A 19,718-nucleotide genomic window follows, 5' to 3' on the forward strand; every position below is an offset into this window, starting at 1 on the left:
GGCGCGTCCTCCCTTGACATTTTGTAAGGTTTAAATTATAATCTTTATAAGAAACTATGGTCTAAAAGCACGGGAAGGAGATCCACATGAAGGTAAGTGAGGAGCAAGTTAAAAAACGCATTCGGGATGCTGGTTTACGGGCTACCCCTCAGCGCATCCATCTGCTCCGTATTTTGATGGAAACACCGACCCATCCATCCGCAGAAATGTTGATGACGATGTCCAAGGAGGCTGGGTTTGAACTGTCTATTGGAACGGTGTACAACACCCTGGAGTGTTTTGAGGATAAGGGGCTGGTTATTCGGGTTCACGATGCCAGCGAGGTGATGCGCTACGATGCAAAAACAGACTTCCATGTCCATTTAGTGGACCGGGAGCACAATGTCATCATGGACTTTTTTGATGACGAATTAGAAGGGATCATCAAGGGCCACCTTAAAGGAAAAGTTCCAGCGGAATTTTCTGCTAAACATATTGACATTTCGCTTTATGCTTGAGATAGTGTAAAAGCAAAAGAAGCTTTCGCCACAGAGTATCCTCTGGGAGAAAGCTTCTTTTTTTCGTGGTGTTAGAGGGATTTTTGTAAATCCAGGTAGCATTCGTAGCCCTGGGCACCGGTGGCACCGTGATGGACGACCTGGCGGATGGCTTTAATCATGGCCTGGGGATGATCGGCCTGGAAAACATTTCGACCCATATCCACCCCGTGGGCACCGCGTTTAATGGCCTGATATGCCATTTCCAGGGCGTCGGACTCTGGAATCTTCTTTCCGCCGGCAATGACCAGGGGAACGGGACAGGCGGCAGCCACTTCTTCAAAATCCTCACAATAGTATACCTTGACGATTTGACAGCCAAACTCTGCCAGCATCCGGGTAGCCAGGGAAAAATATTTCTTGTTTCGTTCCATCTGCTTGCCAACAGCCACAACCCCCAGGGTGGGGATGCCATAGCGGTTGCCCGCGTCGATGGTTCTGACGATGTTATGAATACTCTGACACTCACCGGTATCTCCAATGAAGGTCTGGATGGCCATACAGGTGGCATTCATTCGGATGGCGTCTTCAATGTCCACGCCGATGACCTCGTGGCTCATGTCATCCCCCACAGAAACAACAGAGCTGCCGGCAGAGCAGCGCAGGGCGGTGGCTTTTTTACAATCCGGTGGGATACAGGTCCGCAGAGCACCCCGGGTCCCCATGAGGACATCTGCATCAGCCATGAGTGGCGGAATGGCTAAGTCCAAACGCTCCAGGCCCTGGGTGGGTCCCATGATATAGCCGTGGTCAAAGGCCAGCATGATGGTATTCCCACTTTGGGGATCGAAGATCTGGGATAATCGGGATTTCATACCCCAGTCGACATTTTCCATACCTTTAACGTGGAAGGACGTGTTCGCCTGGGGGCGGTCAAATCCAAAATCTTTAGCTTTTTTATTACCAATATTATCTGCCATATGTGTTTTCCTCCATGAATAAAGGGCGGTGTTGGCCGCCCTTGTTTTTTAAAATTCGCGTGCTACTGGACAACCTTATAGGGGGTGTTGCAGGGAGCGTTCCAGTATTTTAATTCCTGCTCGTCGCAGCGGGCCATAAACATTTGGAAGCCTGCGGTTTCCTGGACGGTGAGGATTTCACCGACCCAGCTGGCTACAACGTTGATTCCCTTGTCCGCCAGATGTTTATAGGTTTTACGGAACACGATGAGCTGCTCCATAAGGGTGGTGGCACCAGAACCATTGATAAAGACTAAAACATCTTCTCCGGCTTTTAAGTCGAGATCAGAAATGAGGGCATCGGCCATGATCACAGCGGTTTCATCGGCGGTTTTCATGGTCTGACGGCCACCGCCGCCTTCACCATGCTGTCCCATGCCGACTTCCATTTCATCATCCCCTAAGGAAGAAATGACTTCACCATTGGCCGGGTGGGTCGCTCCTTTGGCTGCCACGGCGATGGTCGCCATATTATCGGCAAATTTCTGGGCAATGGCAGCAACCTCGTCCAGGGATTTGCCCTGGGCAGCAGCGGCAGCGGCAATCTTATAAACAGCGATGCAACCCACTAAGCCCCGGCGATCATCGGAATTGGAGCGGGGTGCGTTGGAGATATCCTCCTGAGTCACCACCTTGGCCACGTTGAGGCCAAGCTTTTCCACTTCCTTCATGGTTTTTTTACCGGTGAGCATATCCCCGGCGTGGTTCAGGACGACGAAGAGGACACCGTGGCCCTTATCGGCCATTTTGATGGCTTCAATACAGGCCTTGTAGCCTGGAGCAGCAAAGACATCGCCAACGACGGAGATATCGACCATCCCTTCACCGACAAAACCTTCGATGGCGGGTTCGTGTCCGGAGCCACCAAGGGTGACGATGGTGACACGGTCAGCATCGGCCAGCTTTTTGCTGACGACTAAATTGTTCCCCATAACTTCCACTAAATCGGGATTGGACAGAGCCAAGCCTTCCAGTAATTCAGCAGTAATGTTTTCAGGTTGATTCAAGAATTTTTTCATAACCATAATATTTCCCTCCCAGTTTGCAATACGATTTAAATACGATTCGATTAGTTTTTAAATTCCATTAATTCCAGACAGGTACCATTGACATCGACAAAGGCGATATCCAGGGTATCATCCACGGCCATACGGCCATTTAAAACAGTGGCCCCTTCGTCTTCAACAAATTTGTCGATATTGGGAACCTTATAAGCCACATGGGTTTTATTCACCACATCGGGGTGAAGGGGCGTGCCCTCTTCAAAACGTAAATACTCGAACTTTAAAGGATTATTATCCGGACCAGAGATATAAACCTTTAAGCCCTCGGCATAATCCTCGGGGAGCACCGTTTCCTTTACAGGGACTCCAACATGCATGATTTCGTACATCATCGTACCTCCTTAAACACCTTATATTTGATAGCCTTTGGCTAATCCTTCAAAAAACAGAGCGAATGTCACAGATCCAGGATCGATATGCCCCAGGGCCCGTTCCCCAATATAGCGGCCCCGGCCGAATTTAGCCAGCATATCAGCAGTGGCATCAGAACCGGCTTTGGCGGCGGCAGCGGCGGATTCCAGCACCTGGGCTGAAAGTGTATCACTGGAGCGAATAATCTGGATGGCAGGGTAGATGGCATCCATCATGGTCTTTCCACCAACCTCTGCACCGGACATATCGTAGAATTCATCGTAGCCACCCAGGAGGATCCTTTTGATAAAGGAATCCGTATCCTCTGTGTTATCAGCTGCTTCGGCCATACCACAGAAATAGGACCCGACAAGGGGTGCTGCAGAGCCACCGCTGACATCCTCCAGGACATCATTGAGGGACTCCAGGCCTTCCTTCACATCTGTTTTTTCATCCCAGGAATTGACCTGGGACTGGATGGTTTTAGCGATTTTTTCCATGGTGGTGCCATGGTCTCCGTCGCCCAGGTCACAGTCTAACCGGGTGAGCTCTGGGATGTGATCCAGGATGGTCTGTGCTGAGGTGAGCAGCATGTTCTTAATTTTAATGGGATCGACAGACATATGTATACCTCCATAGGTCATTTTCTTGCCATCAGTATATCAGCGAAAATAACATTGGTCAAATCATAAAAGCCAATGGAATAAAATTAAACGTAAAAATGCCTATATTTAGTATATTATATAGCATATGTCAGAATAATGATGGGATAATCCTTATAATTTAAATTGACATATGTTAATTAAATGCTATAATGATTTTTGATTCTGACTTTTGTCAGAAATAGTGGATATAACATGGAGGACCCTAAGTGAAAGAAAAAGAGTTAATCCGATTAATTAAAGCATCCCAGCTTTATTATGAACAGAATATGACCCAAGCTGAAATTGCCAAGGAAATGGAGATTTCCAGGCCATCGGTGAGTAATCTTTTAGCCCGGGCCAGAAAAGAGGGATTGGTCACTATTACGGTAAAACCCTTTGAAAGCACCACCTTTGGAAAGGCCCAGGTCCTTAGGAATTATTTTGATTTAAAAAGCTGCCAGGTGGTTTCCGTTGGAAGGACGAAGAAGGAAACGGAGCAGAATATCTCCAATCAGGTGGTGGATACCCTTTTGAGTGTTTTACCCCGAACCCGGGTTTTGGGGTTGGGCTGGGGCTATAATATGGGACAGGTTGTCGGAGCGCTTTGTCAGCGGGGGATAAAGGATAAGCCATCCGCAACATTGTGCCCCATGATTGGGACAGCAACCATTCCCCATAAAGGTTATCACCCCAATGAGCTGTGTACCGATGCATCACAAAAGCTGGGTATTCCGGCAGAATTCTTAATCTCACCCGCCTTCCCAACCACCAGGCAAGAATACCGATTATTCATTAATACAGAAAACTATGCTAATATTTATACCCTATGGAAACGCATGGATACCTGTATGGTCACCCTAGGAGGATATCCCTGTGTACCGGACCACGCCACTGCCTCCCGTTTTGGACGGCGGCTGGTGTCTGAACGGGCGGTGGGCAATATGCTATCCTTCTTTTTTGATATCCATGGCAATGCCATACGGGGAGAAGATGATTGTGCGATTCAAATGCCATTAAAACAACTGGGACGCATCCGGAATTTCATTGGCGTTGCGCCCGCTGGAGGCAGTGCCTCCGCTGTCATTGGATGTCTGAATACCCATGTGGTTAAGCATTTAGTCATCGATGAAGGTATTGCAGGTGAAGTGGTGAAGTATTTGTATGAAACTGAAAAATTGGGAAAATTTGATGAGGGTGGGGCAATCCTTTAAGGCTTTTCTTTAGGATATTGATTTTTTGTAAATAATAAGTTATAATTGTTACAAGTTCGAAACAAATAGGGAAAGACGAAAACGAAGGAAGGCGGTGGATCCGTATTAAAGTGAGAAAGAGTGTCACAGACCAGAAGGTCTGTGGGTTGTTGGAGAAAAGAGAATGGGTACTCATTGTGGGTGCTGTTTTAGTCCTGTTCATTGGACTGTTTTCTACTTTTGGAATGGGTTATCAGATTAGCATGGATGGTCGAATCATTGGCTATACTAAGGACACCCAGGCATTTACAGACAGCTTGACCCGAATTGATGATATTATGAAGGCGGCATATGGTGTTGATACCGCCAAGGTTTCCGACGAATTTCAAATCCAGCATGTTCCAGTGTTTGACAAGGTGGAAAGCAGTGAGTCGGATTTTACCAGGGAACTCGTTGCAAAGGATCATGATGTGAGTGTTTCTGGTGTTGCCATGTCCATTGATGGAAAAGCAGCGGGTAATTTTGTTTCAGAAAAACAGGCCCAGGAAGCCCTGGAGGCAGCGGTTAAGACGAGTGCTGTAGTGGGTGAAAATGACCGAGTCGTCAATTATCAGATACACTCAAACATTACTTATCAGGATAAAACCTTCGATGTGACGGAAGTCAGACCCACAAAGGAATGGGGGACGCTTTTGGCAGCTGGACCGTCAGCGTCAGAAGCCACCACTGTTCAGACCGTGGCTTCTGCAGGAGTTGGTCAACAGGTCAATCGTGGCGCGGTGACAGCACTGGATAAGGTGGTCGAAGCTGAATCAGTACAGTCTGAAGCAGAAGAAACGCCTGTACTGAAGATGGATGTCACAAAGCAGTCGGTGATTAAAGAGGCCATTCCCTACGATGTTGTACGGCAGGAAGATTCCAGTCTTTATGTCGGGCAGATCCAAATCCGTCAGCCTGGTCAGGCTGGGGTTCGGGAGCATGTGGTGGAATCCCAGTATGTCGACGGCGTTGTCACGACTCAGACCCAATTGTCTGAGACCGTGACCAAGGAACCCGTTGCCCAGATTATTGCTGTTGGAAATAATACCTATCCCACTATGGGGGCAAAAAAGGGAGATTTCATTCTCCCCGCGTCGGGAGATGTTACCTCAACGGATAAAAGCGGCAGTCATGCCGGCTACAAGGCCATTGATATTGCCGCCGCCCAGGGAACCCCGATTTACGCACCAAAGGATGGAACAGTGACCATGGCCCAGGAATACGGCAGTTACGGTTTAACCGTCCAGGTTGAGGCGGATGACGGGACCGTTTTCCTCATGGCCCATAACTCCGAGTTTAAATGCAGCGCAGGTGATCGCGTGAGTAAAGGTCAGGTTATAGCCCTTATGGGCAGCACCGGAAATTCATCCGGGCCCCATTGTCATTTTGAAATCCGAATTGGGGGAACCCAGCAATGTATTACGGATTATTTTGATTTAGGCCTGGGGGATATTGTATAAAAAGAAGGAAAGAACGCTAAAGTGGCCTTGGCCCAAGGCGTTCTTTTTCGTAAAAAGGCTAACAAAATTGTGACACTTATGTTACAATGAAAAAGAATCACTGAAAAGTAGAGGATTGGAAAACAATGAAAAATATTTATGATGAAGCACATAACCTGGCACAAGCCATCAAAGAATCACCCGAGGGACAACGTTTCCGGGAAGCACAAGACCGTTTGAAAGCTAGTCCGGACAGCGAACGGATGGCCAAGGATTTTTTTGCAAAGCAGATGATGGTACAGACCAGACAGATGATGGGACAGGAATTATCCCAGGAAGAAATTGCGGATTTTAACATTCAGGCAACGGCGGTTATGGGGAATCCCGATGTGGCCCAATATATTCAGGCACAAATGGCCTTTATCACCATTTATCAGGACGTCCTTAAAATCGTTAACGATGCCGCCGGAATCGATATGGATTTCTTTGGAAATGCCGGTGCTTAGAGGATAACGCTAATGGAGAATGAGAAAAAAAAGAATACGAAGAAATCATCCATACCCAGTGCAAATCGAAAACGTGAGCTAGGAACCCGGGCAAAGAGTACTACCGGGACAAAGCCTAAAGTACAGGTAAGGACAGGATCACCGGCCGCTGCACCTAGAAAGCCCCAAGCTGGAGCAGGCGGGGGAAATCGTCGCTCGGTCCAGACTGGAAAACCAGGGAACTCACCAGTAAAGCGGATGATTATCGGGCTGATTGCTCTGGTTCTTTTTGCCGCCCTTCTCATTGGGGGCTGGATGGTGTTTTACAATATGAATTTACAGCCAGTGGGGACCAACACTGAGAATGTGGTGGTCGATATCCCCGATGGTTCAACTATCGATGAAATTGCCCGGATCTTACAGGATAAGAACCTCATCCGGAATACCCTTGTTTTTGAAAGCTATGCCGGCCGGCACAGCCGTGGGTCCAAGCAAATTCAGGCGGCCAACTACGAATTTAACCAGGCCATGTCGGTCCCCCAGATTTTTAACAAGATGCTTAATGGTGAGGCTTATACTGGTGCTGTGGCCATCACTCTGCCAGAGGGACGGAATATTAAGGAAATGGCTGAAATTCTGGAAAAAAACCATGTCTGTACGGCGGCAGATTTTATTGCAGAAACGAAGAAGGTTACCGAGTATAAGGCGAAGTATCCCATATTAGGCAGTATTCCCGATGGGAAGGATCGAACTTTGGAAGGTTATCTCTTTGCAGATACCTATAATTGGGGAACAGGAACGGAGCCATCGGTTATCGTCACCAATATGTTGGATCGTTTTGTGGATGTTTATAATGCCTCCATGGAGCAGCGAACCCAGGAAATGGGAAAGACGGTGGATGAAATTGTCATTATGGGGTCCATTGTTGAGCTGGAAACGAAGTTGGCAGAGGATAAGGCTAATTGTGCCAGCGTATTCTACAATCGGATTGCAGCGGGAATGCCCCTTCAATCGGATATTACAGTAGACTATGCTCTGGGAACGAAAAACGCTGTGCTGACAGAAGCACAAACCCAGGTGGATTCCCCCTATAACACCTATAAAAATCTGGGGTTACCCGTGGGCCCAATATGCTCACCCAGTAAAACCTCTTTGGAAGCAGCCCTTTATCCGGCGACGACGACCTATCTTTTCTTTGTTGCAGATATGGACAGTGGGAAGCTGTATTTTAACGAGACCTTGGAAGGGCACAATGCTGATGTCCAGAAATATATGGGAGACTAGACAATCCAGATGATTACAAAAACGAAACCAGAATTGCTGGCACCAGCGGGTAATTTTGAAAAGCTGCGCTATGCCTTACATTATGGTGCGGATGCCGTCTATTGTGCTGGAAAGAAGTTTGGCCTGCGGGCCAGGGCGGATAATTTTACATCCGAAGAGCTGGAAAAAGCAGTAGCCTTTGTCCATGCCCGGGGAAAGCGCCTTTACGTTACCCTGAATATGATTCCCCACGATGCGGATCTGGTGGCATTGCCGGAATATGTTCGCTTTTTAGAATCTATTGGCGTGGATGCGGTCTTGGTCGCAGACCCTGGGGTCTTTAATATTGTTCGGCACCATGCCCCGAATTTGAAGATTACGGTGAGTACCCAAGCCAATAATACGAATTCAGAGACGGTGTCATTTTGGCATATGCTGGGGGCAAGCCGCATTGTGTTGGCCCGGGAGCTCTCCGGAGAAGAAATTCAGAATATTGTGGCCCAGGCCCCTGAGGGCATGGAGATTGAAACCTTTGTCCACGGAGCCATGTGTATTTCATACTCTGGGCGTTGCCTTTTAAGCCATTATCTCACGGGGCGGAACTCGAACCAAGGGGATTGTGCCCAGCCCTGCCGATGGAATTATCAGCTGGTGGAAGCCACCCGCCCGGGAGAAGCTTTTACCCTGGAGGATGGAGAGGGCGGTGCCTTCCTTTTTAATTCAAAGGATTTATGCCTGGCCCGGGAAATACCCCAACTGATGGCCATGGGTGTGGCGAGTTTTAAAATTGAAGGACGGATGAAAAGTCCTTATTACGTGGCCACCGTTATTTCCATTTATCGCCGAATCATCGATGCCTGTTGGGCGAATCCGGATTTTGTGGTACCCAATACCTGGATCGAGGAATTGACCAAGGTCAGCCACCGGAATTACACCACGGCTTTCTATTATGGAAAGACCTCTGGTGAGGATCAAAATTACGGAACAAGCAGTTACACAAGACATTACGATTTTATCGGGGTGGTGCTGGATTACGAGGATGATACGGGTATGGCCACCATCGAACAGAGAAATAAGATGACGGTGGGAGATACTATTGAATTGATTTCGCCCATTGGTGATGCCCTTTATTACACTCAGAGGGTGGCGCTCATTATGGACGGGGAGGGAAATGCTTTGGAGTCCACGCCCCATCCCAAGATGATTTACCAAATGAAAATGGATCGTCCTGTGGCACCCATGGATTTAATACGCAAAGAAAAATAGCAATTGCAAAATAACCACTGTATTTATCATGAATACAGTGGTTATTTTAATGTTCTCTTGCTACAATATAATCAATAACAGTCATATCAAAGCTTAAAAACGACTGAATATGACTATAAATGATTAAAAATGATTGACTTTGAATGGAAATGGTGATATTCTGGGAACAAGAAAGGAGTAATGGATGCTGACAGAGGAGAGACAAGGAATTATACTTGAGGTTTTAAATGAACGGGGTGCCATTACAGTCGGGGAATTAACGGATATTTTAGAAACGTCGGAATCCACCATTCGCAGGGATTTGACCACCCTGGGCGAGAAGGGACTGCTTAAAAAGGTTCATGGTGGTGCGACGGCCCTGGAAAGCAGTGCCTATTCAGCGTCTGAGAAGGATGTGCATTTTAAACAAAGCCAGTTTGGTGAGGAAAAACACGCGATTGGCAGAAGGGCAGCGGATATTATAAAGCCCGAGGATTTTGTGTATATTGATGCTGGGACGACTACAGAAGCCCTGGTGGAAGCAATCACGGAGACCCAGGCGGTTTATGTGACCAATGGCCTTGTCCATGCGGAAAAGCTTCTTAGGAAGGGGTGCTCGGTTTATGTGCCCGGAGGGCGGCTGCGCCCGGAAACAGAAGCGATCGTTGGGGCAGAAGCTCTAGAGGCCATTGGAAAATATCATTTTACCATTGGCTTTTTCGGAACCAACGGCATCGATATTCGGGCTGGATATACCACACCGGATGTCGGCGAAGCCCGGATTAAACAGGAGGCCTTTGGTCGATGCCGATGTGCGTATGTGTTGGCGGATACATCCAAATTTAATCAAATTACACCGGTGACCTTTGGACCATTGGAAGGGGCCCGGATTATTACTAACGCTTTACCGGATCTTCGGTATAAGCAGGTAACGGAAATAGTTGAGGTGAAATAAATTGATTTATACCGTAACCTTTAATCCATCCCTGGATTATATTGCCTCGGTGGACGGCTTTAAACCAGGCATCATAAACCGGACGACGTCGGAGCTTCTTTTCCCAGGGGGAAAGGGCATTAATGTGTCCATTGTACTGAATAATCTTGGCATTGAAAGTACAGCACTGGGATTTATTGCTGGATTCACTGGGAAAGAAATTGCTGAAAGACTGATGGATTATGGCTGCCGCTCTGACTTTATAACCATAGCCGAGGGAATGTCCCGAATTAATGTTAAGCTGCGTTCCGATGAGGAAACAGAGATTAACGGGATGGGACCAGCTATTCGTCAGACAGATGTTGAACAGCTCTATGGAAAGCTTCATGAACTGAATGCCGGGGATTTTCTGGTGTTGGCTGGAAGTATTCCGGCCAGTATGCCCGCAGATGTGTATGAAAAAATTATGGCTCGTCTTGAAGGACGGGGTGTTCAGATTGTGGTAGATGCGACAAAGGATTTGCTTTTGAACGTTTTACCCTATCACCCCTTCCTCATCAAACCCAACAATCATGAGCTTGGGGAGATGTTTGGCGTTGTCTTAAAAAGTGAGGATGATATGATCACCTATGGCAAAAAGCTCCAGGAAATGGGGGCACGCCACGTACTGGTGTCCATGGCAGGTGATGGCGCCATTCTCCTCTCTGAGGATGGTGGGGTTTATCAAAGCCCGGCACCTAAAGGCGTGTTAAAGAATTCAGTGGGTGCAGGAGATTCTATGGTTGCTGGTTTCCTTACCGGTTATTTACAAACGGGCAATATGGAAACCGCATTTAAAATGGGCCTGGCCACAGGCAGTGCCAGTGCATTTTCAGATGAACTGGCCACGAAGGCAGACGTCATGGCATTATTCAATTCAATTTAATCTTTTAACGCAGGGGGAAAACATGCGGATTTCAGATTTATTAAAAAAAGAAGGTATCGATTTAAATGGTCCCTCCGCCTCTAAGGCGAAAACCATCGATATCCTGGTTGATTTGATGGCGGCTACGGGAAATTTAAAGGATAAAGAAGTCTATAAAAAGGCGGTTCTGGATCGGGAAGCCCAGGGAACTACTGGGGTTGGTGAAGGTATTGCCATTCCCCATGGGAAATCACCGGCGGTCTTGCGGGCAGGGCTCGCGGCCATGGTGTGCAAAAATGGGACGGACTACGATGCCATGGATGGGCAGCCCGTCTATTTGATCTTTATGATTGCGGTGCCGGATAACTCCGACGATACCCACCTGGAGCTCCTCAGCCGTTTGTCCATGATGCTCATGGATGAGGATTTTAGGAATACGCTCATTAACGCAGCAAATAAGGATGAATTCCTAAAGCTGATTGACACCAAGGAACGTGAAAAGTTCGCAGAGGATGAACGGGAGGCTGTGGCAGATGTGGATGCCGAAGTGGCAGCAGAAATTGACGCTGGGGGAGAATCTCCCAAAAGCGGACCCTACGATATCGTCGCAGTAACGGCCTGCCCCACGGGAATTGCCCATACCTATATGGCAGCCGAAGCCCTGGAGGAAAAAGCCAAAAAAATGGGGGTTCGCATTAAGGTCGAAACCAATGGCAGCGGGGGGGTAAAGAACGCCCTGACGCCTGAGGACATTGCAGGGGCTAAGGGTGTCATCGTCGCAGCCGATAAAAAGGTGGCCATGGCCCGATTTGCCGGTAAGCCAGTCCTTCAAACCAAGGTTTCCGACGGTATTAACAAAACCCAGGACCTCATTGAGAAGGCCATGGCAGGAGACCTTCCCATCTTTCAGGCGACTGGAGAGGATTCAGAGGAAATGGGCGGTGATGGCAAGGAAAGCATTGGCCGGCGTATTTATAAGGATCTGATGAATGGGGTTTCCCATATGCTGCCCTTTGTTATTGGCGGCGGGATTCTCATTGCCCTGGCCTTTCTCTTTGATGATTATTCCATCGATCCCTCAAACTTTGGGATGAACACCCCCTTTGCAGCCTTTCTTAAAACAGTGGGCGGGGCAGCCTTTGGCTTTATGCTGCCGGTGCTGGCGGGCTTTATCGCCATGAGTATTGCGGACCGGCCAGGCTTGGCTGTGGGCTTTGTGGGAGGATACCTTGCCAGTGAAGGCTACATCCTGACAACGGTGAATGGCAGCCTTACCATTGCCACCGGAGGAACCTCAGGTTTCCTTGGGGCTCTATTGGCTGGTTTTATCGCCGGGTATTTGGTCTTAGGTCTGAAAAAACTCTTTGATAAGCTGCCGGAAACCCTGGAAGGCATTAAGCCAACGCTGCTGTATCCCTTCTTTGGATTGTTACTCATCGGGGCCATTATGGTCTTTGTGGTCAATCCTCCGGTGGCCTGGCTGAATACAGCAATGACCAATGGCCTGAATAGCATGGGCGAAAGTTCCAAAGTCATTTTAGGCATCGTCCTTGGCGGGATGATGGCCATCGATATGGGTGGACCCTTTAACAAAGCGGCCTACGTCTTTGGTACGGCCTCCCTGGCCAGCGGGCAGTATGATATTATGGCGGCTGTTATGGTTGGTGGGATGGTTCCACCCCTTGCCATTGCTTTATGCAGTACCTTCTTTAAAAATCGGTTTACCAAAAAAGAACGGCAGTCAGCCTTAACCTGTTATGTGATGGGCCTATCCTTTATTACAGAGGGAGCCATTCCCTTTGCAGCTGCAGATCCGGCAAGGGTGATTCCATCTTGTATTGCAGGCTCAGCCGTTGCCGGTGGTCTGTCAATGTTCTTTGGATGCACCCTCATGGCTCCTCATGGAGGCATCTTCGTATTCCCTGTGGTGGGTAATCCGTTGTTCTATGTGGTCTCACTGGTGGTGGGAGCATTAGTGGGGATGGTTCTTCTTGCAATTTTAAAGAAACCTTTACCTGTAGATAAAGTTGATGATTGATTACAATTAAATTTTCATTGAATTTCAATGAATCAATGATAAAATGTAAACAGAAAATAAATTATCCGAAGGAGCGCATTGATGAAAGAATTTACGTATACCATTACGGATCCCGCTGGTATCCACGCAAGACCTGCAGGTCTTTTGGTTAAACAGGCACAGCCTTACGCATCGGAAGTCACCATCTGCAAAGAAGACAGACAAGCTAACGCAAAGAGCATGCTCAGCATTATGGGGCTTGGTGCTAAGAATGGTGAAGTTGTTACCGTTAGAGCAGAAGGTGCCGATGAAGACAGTGTTGTGGCTGAACTGGAAGCTTTCTTCAAAGAAAATCTCTAAAACGAACATCTGAGACGGACACCTTAGACAAATCACAATCGCTGTTTGCGATGGGCCGGAGGCCTTTCCATGGGAAAGGGCTTCGGCTTTTTTAGTGCTTCTGTTTCTACACGTCGCAGGCCGTAAATGAGTGCAGCGAAGGGGGTGAATTATAAGCTGTGACTCTTCGGGTCTGTTTTTTTTGAGCCATCCATGATACAATAATTAATATTGTAAAAAATGATGGAGAATGACAATGAGTGAATTAACCTTTGGACAAAATAATGAATGGACCCTTCAGAATGATTATGTGGCAACCTGTGTGACCAATGCACGGGTTTTTTCTGACGGCGAATTATACATTCCGGATGGGCTGCAGGATTTTTTTGGTACAGATGCCCGGGAGAAACGCATCGTTTTTCTATTTGAAGGCCGGGAGTACCCCTCTTATCTGGAATCAGAGGGGGGAGACGGTAACTATAAACTGAGTTGGAGTAAAGCCCTCAACAGCAAATTTATCGGGCTTTTTCCGGATTATGCGCATTTCTTTGAGAATGTCAATGAATATAATGAGGGCGAAACCCCAATTGTTTATTTTGAAAAAATGGAGGAAACCGAGTTTCTTTTAAAGCTCATTCTTCCGTCAGATGCTGCTCTGACCCTGAAGCAGTCCCTCTTTGATTTCCTGGGGCCAGGCAAATCCGTGGCCGCCTTTACCGATTCCTATGAGATGGTATTTTTAAAATACTATATGGAACAGGTGGATAATCGGTGGCGCTCGGATGTGTTTATGGTTTCAGCCCAGGTGCAAAAGTTTTATATGGCCCGGGTTAATGCGGGAAAGGACCAGGATCAAAATGCCGAGGCCATTATTGAGAATATTGCTACGGCAGGCCTTGATGATGTGTTATCCTTCTTGATGGAGCATCCCTACATGAGCTACGCCGAAAAGGGTCTAATGGCCATGGAAACCGTGGATGAGCACTTCTATTTTACGGTAGAAAGTGCATTAATCGATGAATTAAGCACCGATGACCGCCGCCTCATCATCGAAATGCTGGATCAGAAAATTGAATATTATTTTGAACGCTTAGATGGACCAGGTCTCCAGGAGAACCTGACCACCCTGATGAATGAGTACGCCAGCTTTTTTACCAAGGACTTCCGTTACTCCTTCAAGGATGTTCTAACCGAATCCATTCCTGCCTGTCTGGGGGGACTTCGAATTCTGCCGGGGAAGCGCTACAAGACCGTCGGCTTTGCCGGAGATGAAGAATGGGCCTTAGTGCCCTGGGTCAGCATCCTCGACAAAGAAGTGACCCGTTTTCCAGGAACTGGGGTTTATATTTCCTATTTACTCAATAAGGATACCCAGAAGCTTTATCTGGCCCTTTGTCAGGGGTATAAGGAAATCGAAACCCAGGTGCGTAAAAATGGCCTGGAAAATGATGCCACGGTTCGAGTGGCTGTTGAGGGGGCCCTGGAGCCACTGGTTGATGAAATCAAGACCATCGTCCGCCCGGGCAGCTTTGCATCGGATAATTCTGAGGTCGATTTACCCGACGATGCCCATCGAGCCAGTGTTATTTTCTTCCGGGAATACCAGTACACAGTACCTGGAAATGCCATTTTGGAAGAGGACCTCAAAGAAATGCTGGCCGTCTATAATGAGTATTATGAGCGCGTTATCCTCAAAGTGCCCTACGAAATAGAGGACGCTGCTGAGGAAACCGAAGGGGTTGAAGGGGAGTCCGAAGAGGATGAAATCCTGGATGATACAAAGGATGAAGGGGCGGAGGATGAAGATTGGACCGAAGAGGAAGAATGGCTGGAAACCGAAGATAACGAGAATGAAATAGAGGGAGAGCCAGTCCTTGGGACAGAAGCTTTGGCTGGGGATGAGGACGCTAAAGCGGCCCTGGATATGGCCATGACCATGGCCGAATCCCTTACCGAGGAAACACCAGAAACCAAGACTGGGGATAAAAAAACAAAGAAAAAACATCCGGGGAAAAAAGAGACAGCAGGGGGAGACGGTGGAGCGGCTCTGAACGCCGCAACCCTGAAGGCGCTCCAGCAGATCATGGCATCCACGCAAAAAGAAGCCACGCCTTCCCTCAACAAGCGAGATCGGTCTGAAAAAAGAACTGAGGAGGTAGCAGCTAAGGCGGTGGACTTACCCGGGACCCTCAGACGAATGACCGAGTATATCATCTCTGGAGGCTTTTCTTGTGAAGTGGATTTAGTCCAAAACTTTTATTTAAGTCTAAAGTCAACACCCTTCGTCCTCCTAACTGGTGGCTCTGGGGTGGGAAAAAGTCAGTTTGTCCGCCTGTTTGCCGAGGCCATGGGGGCCAATACGGATAATGAACGGTATTTGCAGATCCCGGTTCGGTCGGATTGGAAGGACTCCCGGGAGCTGCTGGGCTACTTAGATGCTAATGGGTGTTATATTCCAGGGTCGATGGTGGACTTTATCGCTGATGCCGTGGATAATCCGGAGCTTCCCTTCTTTCTGTGTCTGGATGAAATGGGGGTCGCCCCCTTAGAAGGGTATTTTGGCGAAATCCTATCTATTCTGGAAACCCGTCGGGAAAGGGAAAATCATATTATCACGGATTCCCTTTTGGGGAATGCTCTATTTGGCCGGGATGAAGAAGCCCGGAAATATTATGGGGATTTGTACCTGCCTGGCAATCTGATGTTGGTGGGGACGGTTACCAATGCGGAAGCGCGCAGTGGTCTGAGCCGTAAGGTATTAGACCGGGCCGGACAAATCGAAATCCGTCCGGCAGGGCTAAAGCTTCAAACCCTTCCGGCCACCGCACCCCAGGCCATTCCTTTAGGATCGGATTTTCTAAAAAGTGAGGTGTTGGTGCTGGAACGCTGTACCCATCATCGGGAAATGGTCCAGGAGGTGGTTACCCTGCTAGAGGCCATCAATGGGATCCTGGCTGGGGCTGATGCTGGAATCGGCTATCGTGTTCGAGATCAAATCTGCTTCTATCTGCTGTACAATGCGGAATATGGCCTGATGACCCAGGAAAATGCCCTGGACCATGCGCTACTGCAAAATATCCTGCCCCGTATTATGGGTGGGGGAGCCGCCGTGGAATCGGTGATGACGGACCTGTTTAAAATCTGTGCAGGGACCCGGGCGGAAAATGCGGTCCGTAATTATCCCGGTGGGGGACTCTTCCCTAAAAGTGCGGAAAAACTGAGCCAAATGGTGATGGGGTTTGACCGGGATGGCCGTGCAAGCTTTTGGAAGTAACAGCTTGCAAAAACCTTAAATTTTCACAAAACGATCACTTTTTTAACAAAAGGCTTTCACTTTTAAGGGTTATTATATACACTTAATAGTGCAATTATTCTATAAAGACGAAGGAGAATTTTATGGAACGACAAAAAATCAACTGGATACCGGTTGTACTGTATGTTTTTGCAGTTATCTTTGGGCTATACGCTATTTATGCATTGGTGAACACCTCCCAATATATTGGGCAGATGCTGGCCTCTGGTTATATTACCATGGCAGATAGCTTCACAGATATTATTGCATATTTCGTGACCAATGTGGCGGTCTATGTGTTTTACACATTGGTACTGGGGAGCTTTGGATATGTGGTCGATGTCCTCCAGCGTGGTGTGAAGGTTAAGCCTGAAACACCGGCAAGAGAAAAGGCTCATACACCGGAAGCTAAAGATGCTTCAGACGAAGAAGCTGACGTTCTCATAGTTGATGAAGAAATCGAAGCTGCTGGGAATGAGGAAGCGGATACCGCAGAAGATGTCATTGAAGAAATAGTAGAAGTCACCGAAGCTGAAGAAGAATCGAAAAAAAATAGCTAAGAATCTCCGTGTGATTATGAAAATGCGCAAAACGGCCTGGTGCACAGGCCGTTTTTTATATCCCTTAATAAAGGGCGTTGTCCTCTGGGGAAAGCAGGGTCTTTTTTCGGATAATATAATAAAGAATACCAACGAAATCGGCAAGGAACCAGCCAATGGGGACAGACCACCAAATGCCGCTAACGCCCAGGGCGGGAAGAGTCGATAGCCCATAGGCCAGGGCAACCCGGGACCCCAAAGAGATAATGGTGAGAGTCACGGACATCCCAGGCTTTCCCAGGGCCCGGTACAGGCCGTAGAGCAGGAATAGCGTGCTGATTCCGCAGTAAAAGGCACTTTCAATATGGAGATATCGAACCCCCTCCAGGATGATTTCAGTCTCCCCCGGGGGAACAAAAAGTGTCATGAGCGGGGAAGCAAACACCCACACCACAATGGATACCCCAATGCTAAAGACCAGAGAAACGAAGACCGCCGCTTTGAGCCCCGCGCCAATGCGGTCTTTCTTTTTGGCACCGTAATTTTGGGCAATAAAGGTGGAGAAGGCATTGCCAAAATCCTGGACGGGCATATAGGCGAAGGCATCGATCTTAACCGCCGCCGCAAAGGCCGCCATGATGGTGGGACCAAAGCTGTTGACCAGCCCCTGTACCGCCAGGATGCCCAGATTCATAATGGACTGTTGGATGCAGGTTAAGAAGGAAAAGCTGGCAATTTCCCGGACACATCCCCAGCGAATGGTACAGCCCCTGGTGAGAATCCGAAGGGCTGGGCATCGAATCAGCGCGTACACCGTAATCCCAATACCCGAAGCATATTGGGCAATCACCGTCGCCTCTGCTGCCCCGGATACACCCCGCCCAAGCCCCAGGACAAACCATAGGTCTAAGATGATGTTCAGTGCGGCAGAGATTGCCAGAAAAATAAGGGGTACGACGGAGTTCCCCATGGCCCGGAGGAATGAAGCAAAATAATTGTAGAGGAAGGTCGCCGTAATGCCATAAAAAATGATGATAAGGTATTGGCGCAAAAGATCCCAGACCTCCCCAGGCACCCGAAGGAGCGTGGGGATAAAATCCAGGGAGAAAAAGGCCAGACCATTAAGCAGAAGGGTCATACCGGCAATCATGACAAAGGAAACAAAGATGCTTTCACCCAGTCCTTTTTCATCGCCCTGACCAAACTTGATGGAAAACAACGCTCCGCTGCCCATACAAAGCCCCAACAGGATGGAAGTCAAAAAAGTCATCAATGTAAAAGCAGAGCCCACAGCAGCCAGGGCGTTTTTTCCAAGAAATTGCCCCACAATGAGGGTATCGGCGATGTTATAGCATTGCTGCAGCAGGTTCCCTACAATCATGGGGACGGCAAAAAGCAGCATTGAGCGTATTACAGGTCCTTGGGTCAAATCTTTATTCATCGTCTCACATCCCGGTAGAAAGTTTATTGCTTCCATTTTACTATCATTATAGCAGTAAAGATCTCTAAATGGAAGTGGCCCCTTTCTGGGAGTAAGCATAAATGGCAATGACCTGAATGGCCCAGATCATGGCCAGGAGAAGAACAGGGAAGACCCCGGTGTCAAAGTAGAGGTTACCCATCAGGGCGAGCAAAATGAGGCCGATAATGACATTCTGGACCAAACGGTAGGTTTTATAGGCTGCCTGGTAAAGGGTGAACTTTTCGCCCTCATCCGAGGTAGCCAGCCAAATCTTTTGGAAAGAAAAATCCAGGGGATTCCCCCGCTTTTCAGGATTGATTTTTTTAAGCAGATTAATGGGCAGGACCTGCATTGTGGTGGCGAGAATAGTAACCAGGATAAAAAAGCCAACACCAGCCAGGGCGACGTAATTCTCATGGACTTCCAGGATGGCCAGAAAGACAAAAGCGGCAATAAGGGAGAGACTGGCGAAGACCACAGAACGGTTAATCATTCCATCGGCCCGGGCTAGCTGCCCTTCGTCCCCAGGGGATAAATCTGCCTCAGGGTTAATTCCCTGGATGCACTTACGGGCCTGCCAGTATTGGATCAAAGAGACTAAAAGCAGACCCCCGCAAACCAGGATAAACAAAGGCAGCTGCAGGGGAATAAAGGCTTCCCCAAGGGCCGCACCATCCTGGTTCATATAATCACTGATGCGGAAGCAGAAAAACCCCAGCAGCCCCCCGCAAAAGCCTGCGGCAATGAGAATACCGAAAAATTTAGAATAGACATGCTTACTTTCTTGAACTTTCATCTGACTTAGACCTCCTCGTCTTCTTCATATTTGAAAATCGCTTCCACGGGTACTTGGAATACCTTGGCAATTTTAAGGGCCAGTGTTACCGATGGGGAATAATCCCCCCGTTCAATTAAGCTGATGGTTTGCCGGGAAACCCCCACCAGCTTTCCAAGGGCCTGTTGGTTGAGCTGATCCCGAGCCCGATACATTTTGAGTTGGTTGAGTAAGGGCATAA

The 19,718-nt window shown here is 48.2% G+C and carries 19 protein-coding genes; 12 read left to right on the forward strand and 7 right to left on the reverse strand.

Features of this window, described 5'->3' with window-relative positions; genetic code table 11:
* Nucleotides 1-86: 86 nt before the first annotated feature.
* A complete protein-coding gene (locus tag BLU30_RS03740; RefSeq protein WP_090243616.1) occupies nt 87-497 on the forward strand; it encodes a Fur family transcriptional regulator in 411 nt (136 codons plus the stop codon).
* A 71-nt stretch (nt 498-568) separates the two neighbouring features.
* Here BLU30_RS03740 and lsrF read toward each other — a convergent pair whose 3' ends face one another.
* The 4 genes from lsrF to BLU30_RS03760 all read right to left on the reverse strand — a co-directional run bounded on the left by lsrF (nt 569) and on the right by BLU30_RS03760 (nt 3,533).
* Nucleotides 569-1,456, reverse strand: coding sequence for a 3-hydroxy-5-phosphonooxypentane-2,4-dione thiolase (lsrF, locus tag BLU30_RS03745; RefSeq protein ID WP_090243618.1), 888 nt, complete (start codon nt 1,454-1,456; stop codon nt 569-571).
* A 62-nt stretch (nt 1,457-1,518) separates the two neighbouring features.
* Complete coding sequence (locus tag BLU30_RS03750; protein WP_090243620.1) at nt 1,519-2,520, reverse strand: dihydroxyacetone kinase subunit DhaK; 1,002 nt, start codon at nt 2,518-2,520, stop codon at nt 1,519-1,521.
* 44 nt (nt 2,521-2,564) lie between these two features.
* Nucleotides 2,565-2,891 carry a hypothetical protein gene (locus BLU30_RS03755; RefSeq protein ID WP_143024201.1) on the reverse strand — a complete coding sequence of 109 codons (327 nt, stop codon included), beginning with the start codon at nt 2,889-2,891 and terminating at the stop codon, nt 2,565-2,567.
* An 18-nt stretch (nt 2,892-2,909) separates the two neighbouring features.
* Nucleotides 2,910-3,533: a DAK2 domain-containing protein gene (locus BLU30_RS03760; protein ID WP_176770818.1), complete on the reverse strand. Its 624-nt coding sequence runs from the start codon at nt 3,531-3,533 to the stop codon at nt 2,910-2,912.
* A gap of 248 nt (nt 3,534-3,781) precedes the next feature.
* Between BLU30_RS03760 and BLU30_RS03765 the strand changes: the two genes are divergently transcribed.
* From BLU30_RS03765 to BLU30_RS03815, 11 genes are all read left to right on the forward strand, one after another.
* Complete coding sequence (locus BLU30_RS03765) at nt 3,782-4,765, forward strand: sugar-binding transcriptional regulator (RefSeq protein ID WP_090243626.1); 984 nt, start codon at nt 3,782-3,784, stop codon at nt 4,763-4,765.
* Between the two features lie 110 nt (nt 4,766-4,875).
* Nucleotides 4,876-6,243, forward strand: coding sequence for a peptidoglycan DD-metalloendopeptidase family protein (locus BLU30_RS03770; protein ID WP_143024202.1), 1,368 nt, complete (start codon nt 4,876-4,878; stop codon nt 6,241-6,243).
* Nucleotides 6,244-6,368: 125 nt separating this feature from the next.
* A complete protein-coding gene (locus BLU30_RS03775) occupies nt 6,369-6,728 on the forward strand; it encodes a YlbF/YmcA family competence regulator (RefSeq protein WP_090243630.1) in 360 nt (119 codons plus the stop codon).
* A gap of 12 nt (nt 6,729-6,740) precedes the next feature.
* Entirely contained in the window at nt 6,741-7,991 is a 1,251-nt protein-coding gene (mltG, locus tag BLU30_RS03780; RefSeq protein WP_090243632.1) for an endolytic transglycosylase MltG, read from the forward strand.
* Nucleotides 7,992-8,000: 9 nt separating this feature from the next.
* On the forward strand, nt 8,001-9,236 hold the full coding sequence (locus BLU30_RS03785; RefSeq protein WP_090243634.1) for a peptidase U32 family protein: 1,236 nt from the start codon (nt 8,001-8,003) through the stop codon (nt 9,234-9,236).
* A gap of 184 nt (nt 9,237-9,420) precedes the next feature.
* Nucleotides 9,421-10,170, forward strand: coding sequence for a DeoR/GlpR family DNA-binding transcription regulator (locus BLU30_RS03790; protein ID WP_090243636.1), 750 nt, complete (start codon nt 9,421-9,423; stop codon nt 10,168-10,170).
* 1 nt (nt 10,171) lies between these two features.
* On the forward strand, nt 10,172-11,074 hold the full coding sequence (pfkB, locus tag BLU30_RS03795; protein WP_090243639.1) for a 1-phosphofructokinase: 903 nt from the start codon (nt 10,172-10,174) through the stop codon (nt 11,072-11,074).
* Between the two features lie 22 nt (nt 11,075-11,096).
* Nucleotides 11,097-13,091, forward strand: coding sequence for a PTS fructose transporter subunit IIABC (locus tag BLU30_RS03800; RefSeq protein WP_090243641.1), 1,995 nt, complete (start codon nt 11,097-11,099; stop codon nt 13,089-13,091).
* Nucleotides 13,092-13,172: 81 nt separating this feature from the next.
* Complete coding sequence (locus tag BLU30_RS03805; protein WP_090243643.1) at nt 13,173-13,430, forward strand: HPr family phosphocarrier protein; 258 nt, start codon at nt 13,173-13,175, stop codon at nt 13,428-13,430.
* 235 nt (nt 13,431-13,665) lie between these two features.
* Nucleotides 13,666-16,683, forward strand: a complete 3,018-nt coding sequence (locus BLU30_RS03810) for an MrcB family domain-containing protein (protein WP_176770819.1) — start codon at nt 13,666-13,668, stop codon at nt 16,681-16,683.
* Between the two features lie 122 nt (nt 16,684-16,805).
* Nucleotides 16,806-17,261 (forward strand): hypothetical protein, encoded by a 456-nt coding sequence (locus BLU30_RS03815; protein ID WP_090243647.1) that lies wholly within the window; start codon nt 16,806-16,808, stop codon nt 17,259-17,261.
* Between the two features lie 64 nt (nt 17,262-17,325).
* Here the strand turns inward: BLU30_RS03815 and BLU30_RS03820 are convergent, their stop codons facing one another.
* The 3 genes from BLU30_RS03820 to BLU30_RS03830 all read right to left on the reverse strand — a co-directional run bounded on the left by BLU30_RS03820 (nt 17,326) and on the right by BLU30_RS03830 (nt 19,716).
* On the reverse strand, nt 17,326-18,681 hold the full coding sequence (locus tag BLU30_RS03820; protein ID WP_090243650.1) for an MATE family efflux transporter: 1,356 nt from the start codon (nt 18,679-18,681) through the stop codon (nt 17,326-17,328).
* A gap of 64 nt (nt 18,682-18,745) precedes the next feature.
* Nucleotides 18,746-19,498, reverse strand: coding sequence for a DUF3169 family protein (locus tag BLU30_RS03825; RefSeq protein ID WP_090243652.1), 753 nt, complete (start codon nt 19,496-19,498; stop codon nt 18,746-18,748).
* Between the two features lie 5 nt (nt 19,499-19,503).
* Nucleotides 19,504-19,716 carry a helix-turn-helix transcriptional regulator gene (locus BLU30_RS03830; protein ID WP_090243654.1) on the reverse strand — a complete coding sequence of 71 codons (213 nt, stop codon included), beginning with the start codon at nt 19,714-19,716 and terminating at the stop codon, nt 19,504-19,506.
* Nucleotides 19,717-19,718 lie beyond the last annotated feature (2 nt).

This window comes from Eubacterium barkeri (genome assembly GCF_900107125.1).
Lineage (GTDB): Bacteria > Bacillota > Clostridia > Eubacteriales > Eubacteriaceae > Eubacterium_O > Eubacterium_O barkeri.

What these genes read in the sequence shown, in the direction of transcription:
- BLU30_RS03740 (WP_090243616.1), top strand. Translation starts at nt 87, where the DNA reads ATGAAGGTAAGTGAGGAGCAAGTTAAAAAACGCATTCGGGATGCTGGT.
- lsrF (WP_090243618.1), bottom strand. Translation starts at nt 1,456, where the DNA reads ATGGCAGATAATATTGGTAATAAAAAAGCTAAAGATTTTGGATTTGAC.
- BLU30_RS03750 (WP_090243620.1), bottom strand. Translation starts at nt 2,520, where the DNA reads ATGGTTATGAAAAAATTCTTGAATCAACCTGAAAACATTACTGCTGAA.
- BLU30_RS03755 (WP_143024201.1), bottom strand. Translation starts at nt 2,891, where the DNA reads ATGATGTACGAAATCATGCATGTTGGAGTCCCTGTAAAGGAAACGGTG.
- BLU30_RS03760 (WP_176770818.1), bottom strand. Translation starts at nt 3,533, where the DNA reads ATGTCTGTCGATCCCATTAAAATTAAGAACATGCTGCTCACCTCAGCA.
- BLU30_RS03775 (WP_090243630.1), top strand. Translation starts at nt 6,369, where the DNA reads ATGAAAAATATTTATGATGAAGCACATAACCTGGCACAAGCCATCAAA.
- mltG (WP_090243632.1), top strand. Translation starts at nt 6,741, where the DNA reads ATGGAGAATGAGAAAAAAAAGAATACGAAGAAATCATCCATACCCAGT.
- BLU30_RS03785 (WP_090243634.1), top strand. Translation starts at nt 8,001, where the DNA reads ATGATTACAAAAACGAAACCAGAATTGCTGGCACCAGCGGGTAATTTT.
- BLU30_RS03790 (WP_090243636.1), top strand. Translation starts at nt 9,421, where the DNA reads ATGCTGACAGAGGAGAGACAAGGAATTATACTTGAGGTTTTAAATGAA.
- BLU30_RS03800 (WP_090243641.1), top strand. Translation starts at nt 11,097, where the DNA reads ATGCGGATTTCAGATTTATTAAAAAAAGAAGGTATCGATTTAAATGGT.
- BLU30_RS03805 (WP_090243643.1), top strand. Translation starts at nt 13,173, where the DNA reads ATGAAAGAATTTACGTATACCATTACGGATCCCGCTGGTATCCACGCA.
- BLU30_RS03810 (WP_176770819.1), top strand. Translation starts at nt 13,666, where the DNA reads ATGAGTGAATTAACCTTTGGACAAAATAATGAATGGACCCTTCAGAAT.
- BLU30_RS03815 (WP_090243647.1), top strand. Translation starts at nt 16,806, where the DNA reads ATGGAACGACAAAAAATCAACTGGATACCGGTTGTACTGTATGTTTTT.
- BLU30_RS03820 (WP_090243650.1), bottom strand. Translation starts at nt 18,681, where the DNA reads ATGAATAAAGATTTGACCCAAGGACCTGTAATACGCTCAATGCTGCTT.
- BLU30_RS03825 (WP_090243652.1), bottom strand. Translation starts at nt 19,498, where the DNA reads ATGAAAGTTCAAGAAAGTAAGCATGTCTATTCTAAATTTTTCGGTATT.
- BLU30_RS03830 (WP_090243654.1), bottom strand. Translation starts at nt 19,716, where the DNA reads ATGCCCTTACTCAACCAACTCAAAATGTATCGGGCTCGGGATCAGCTC.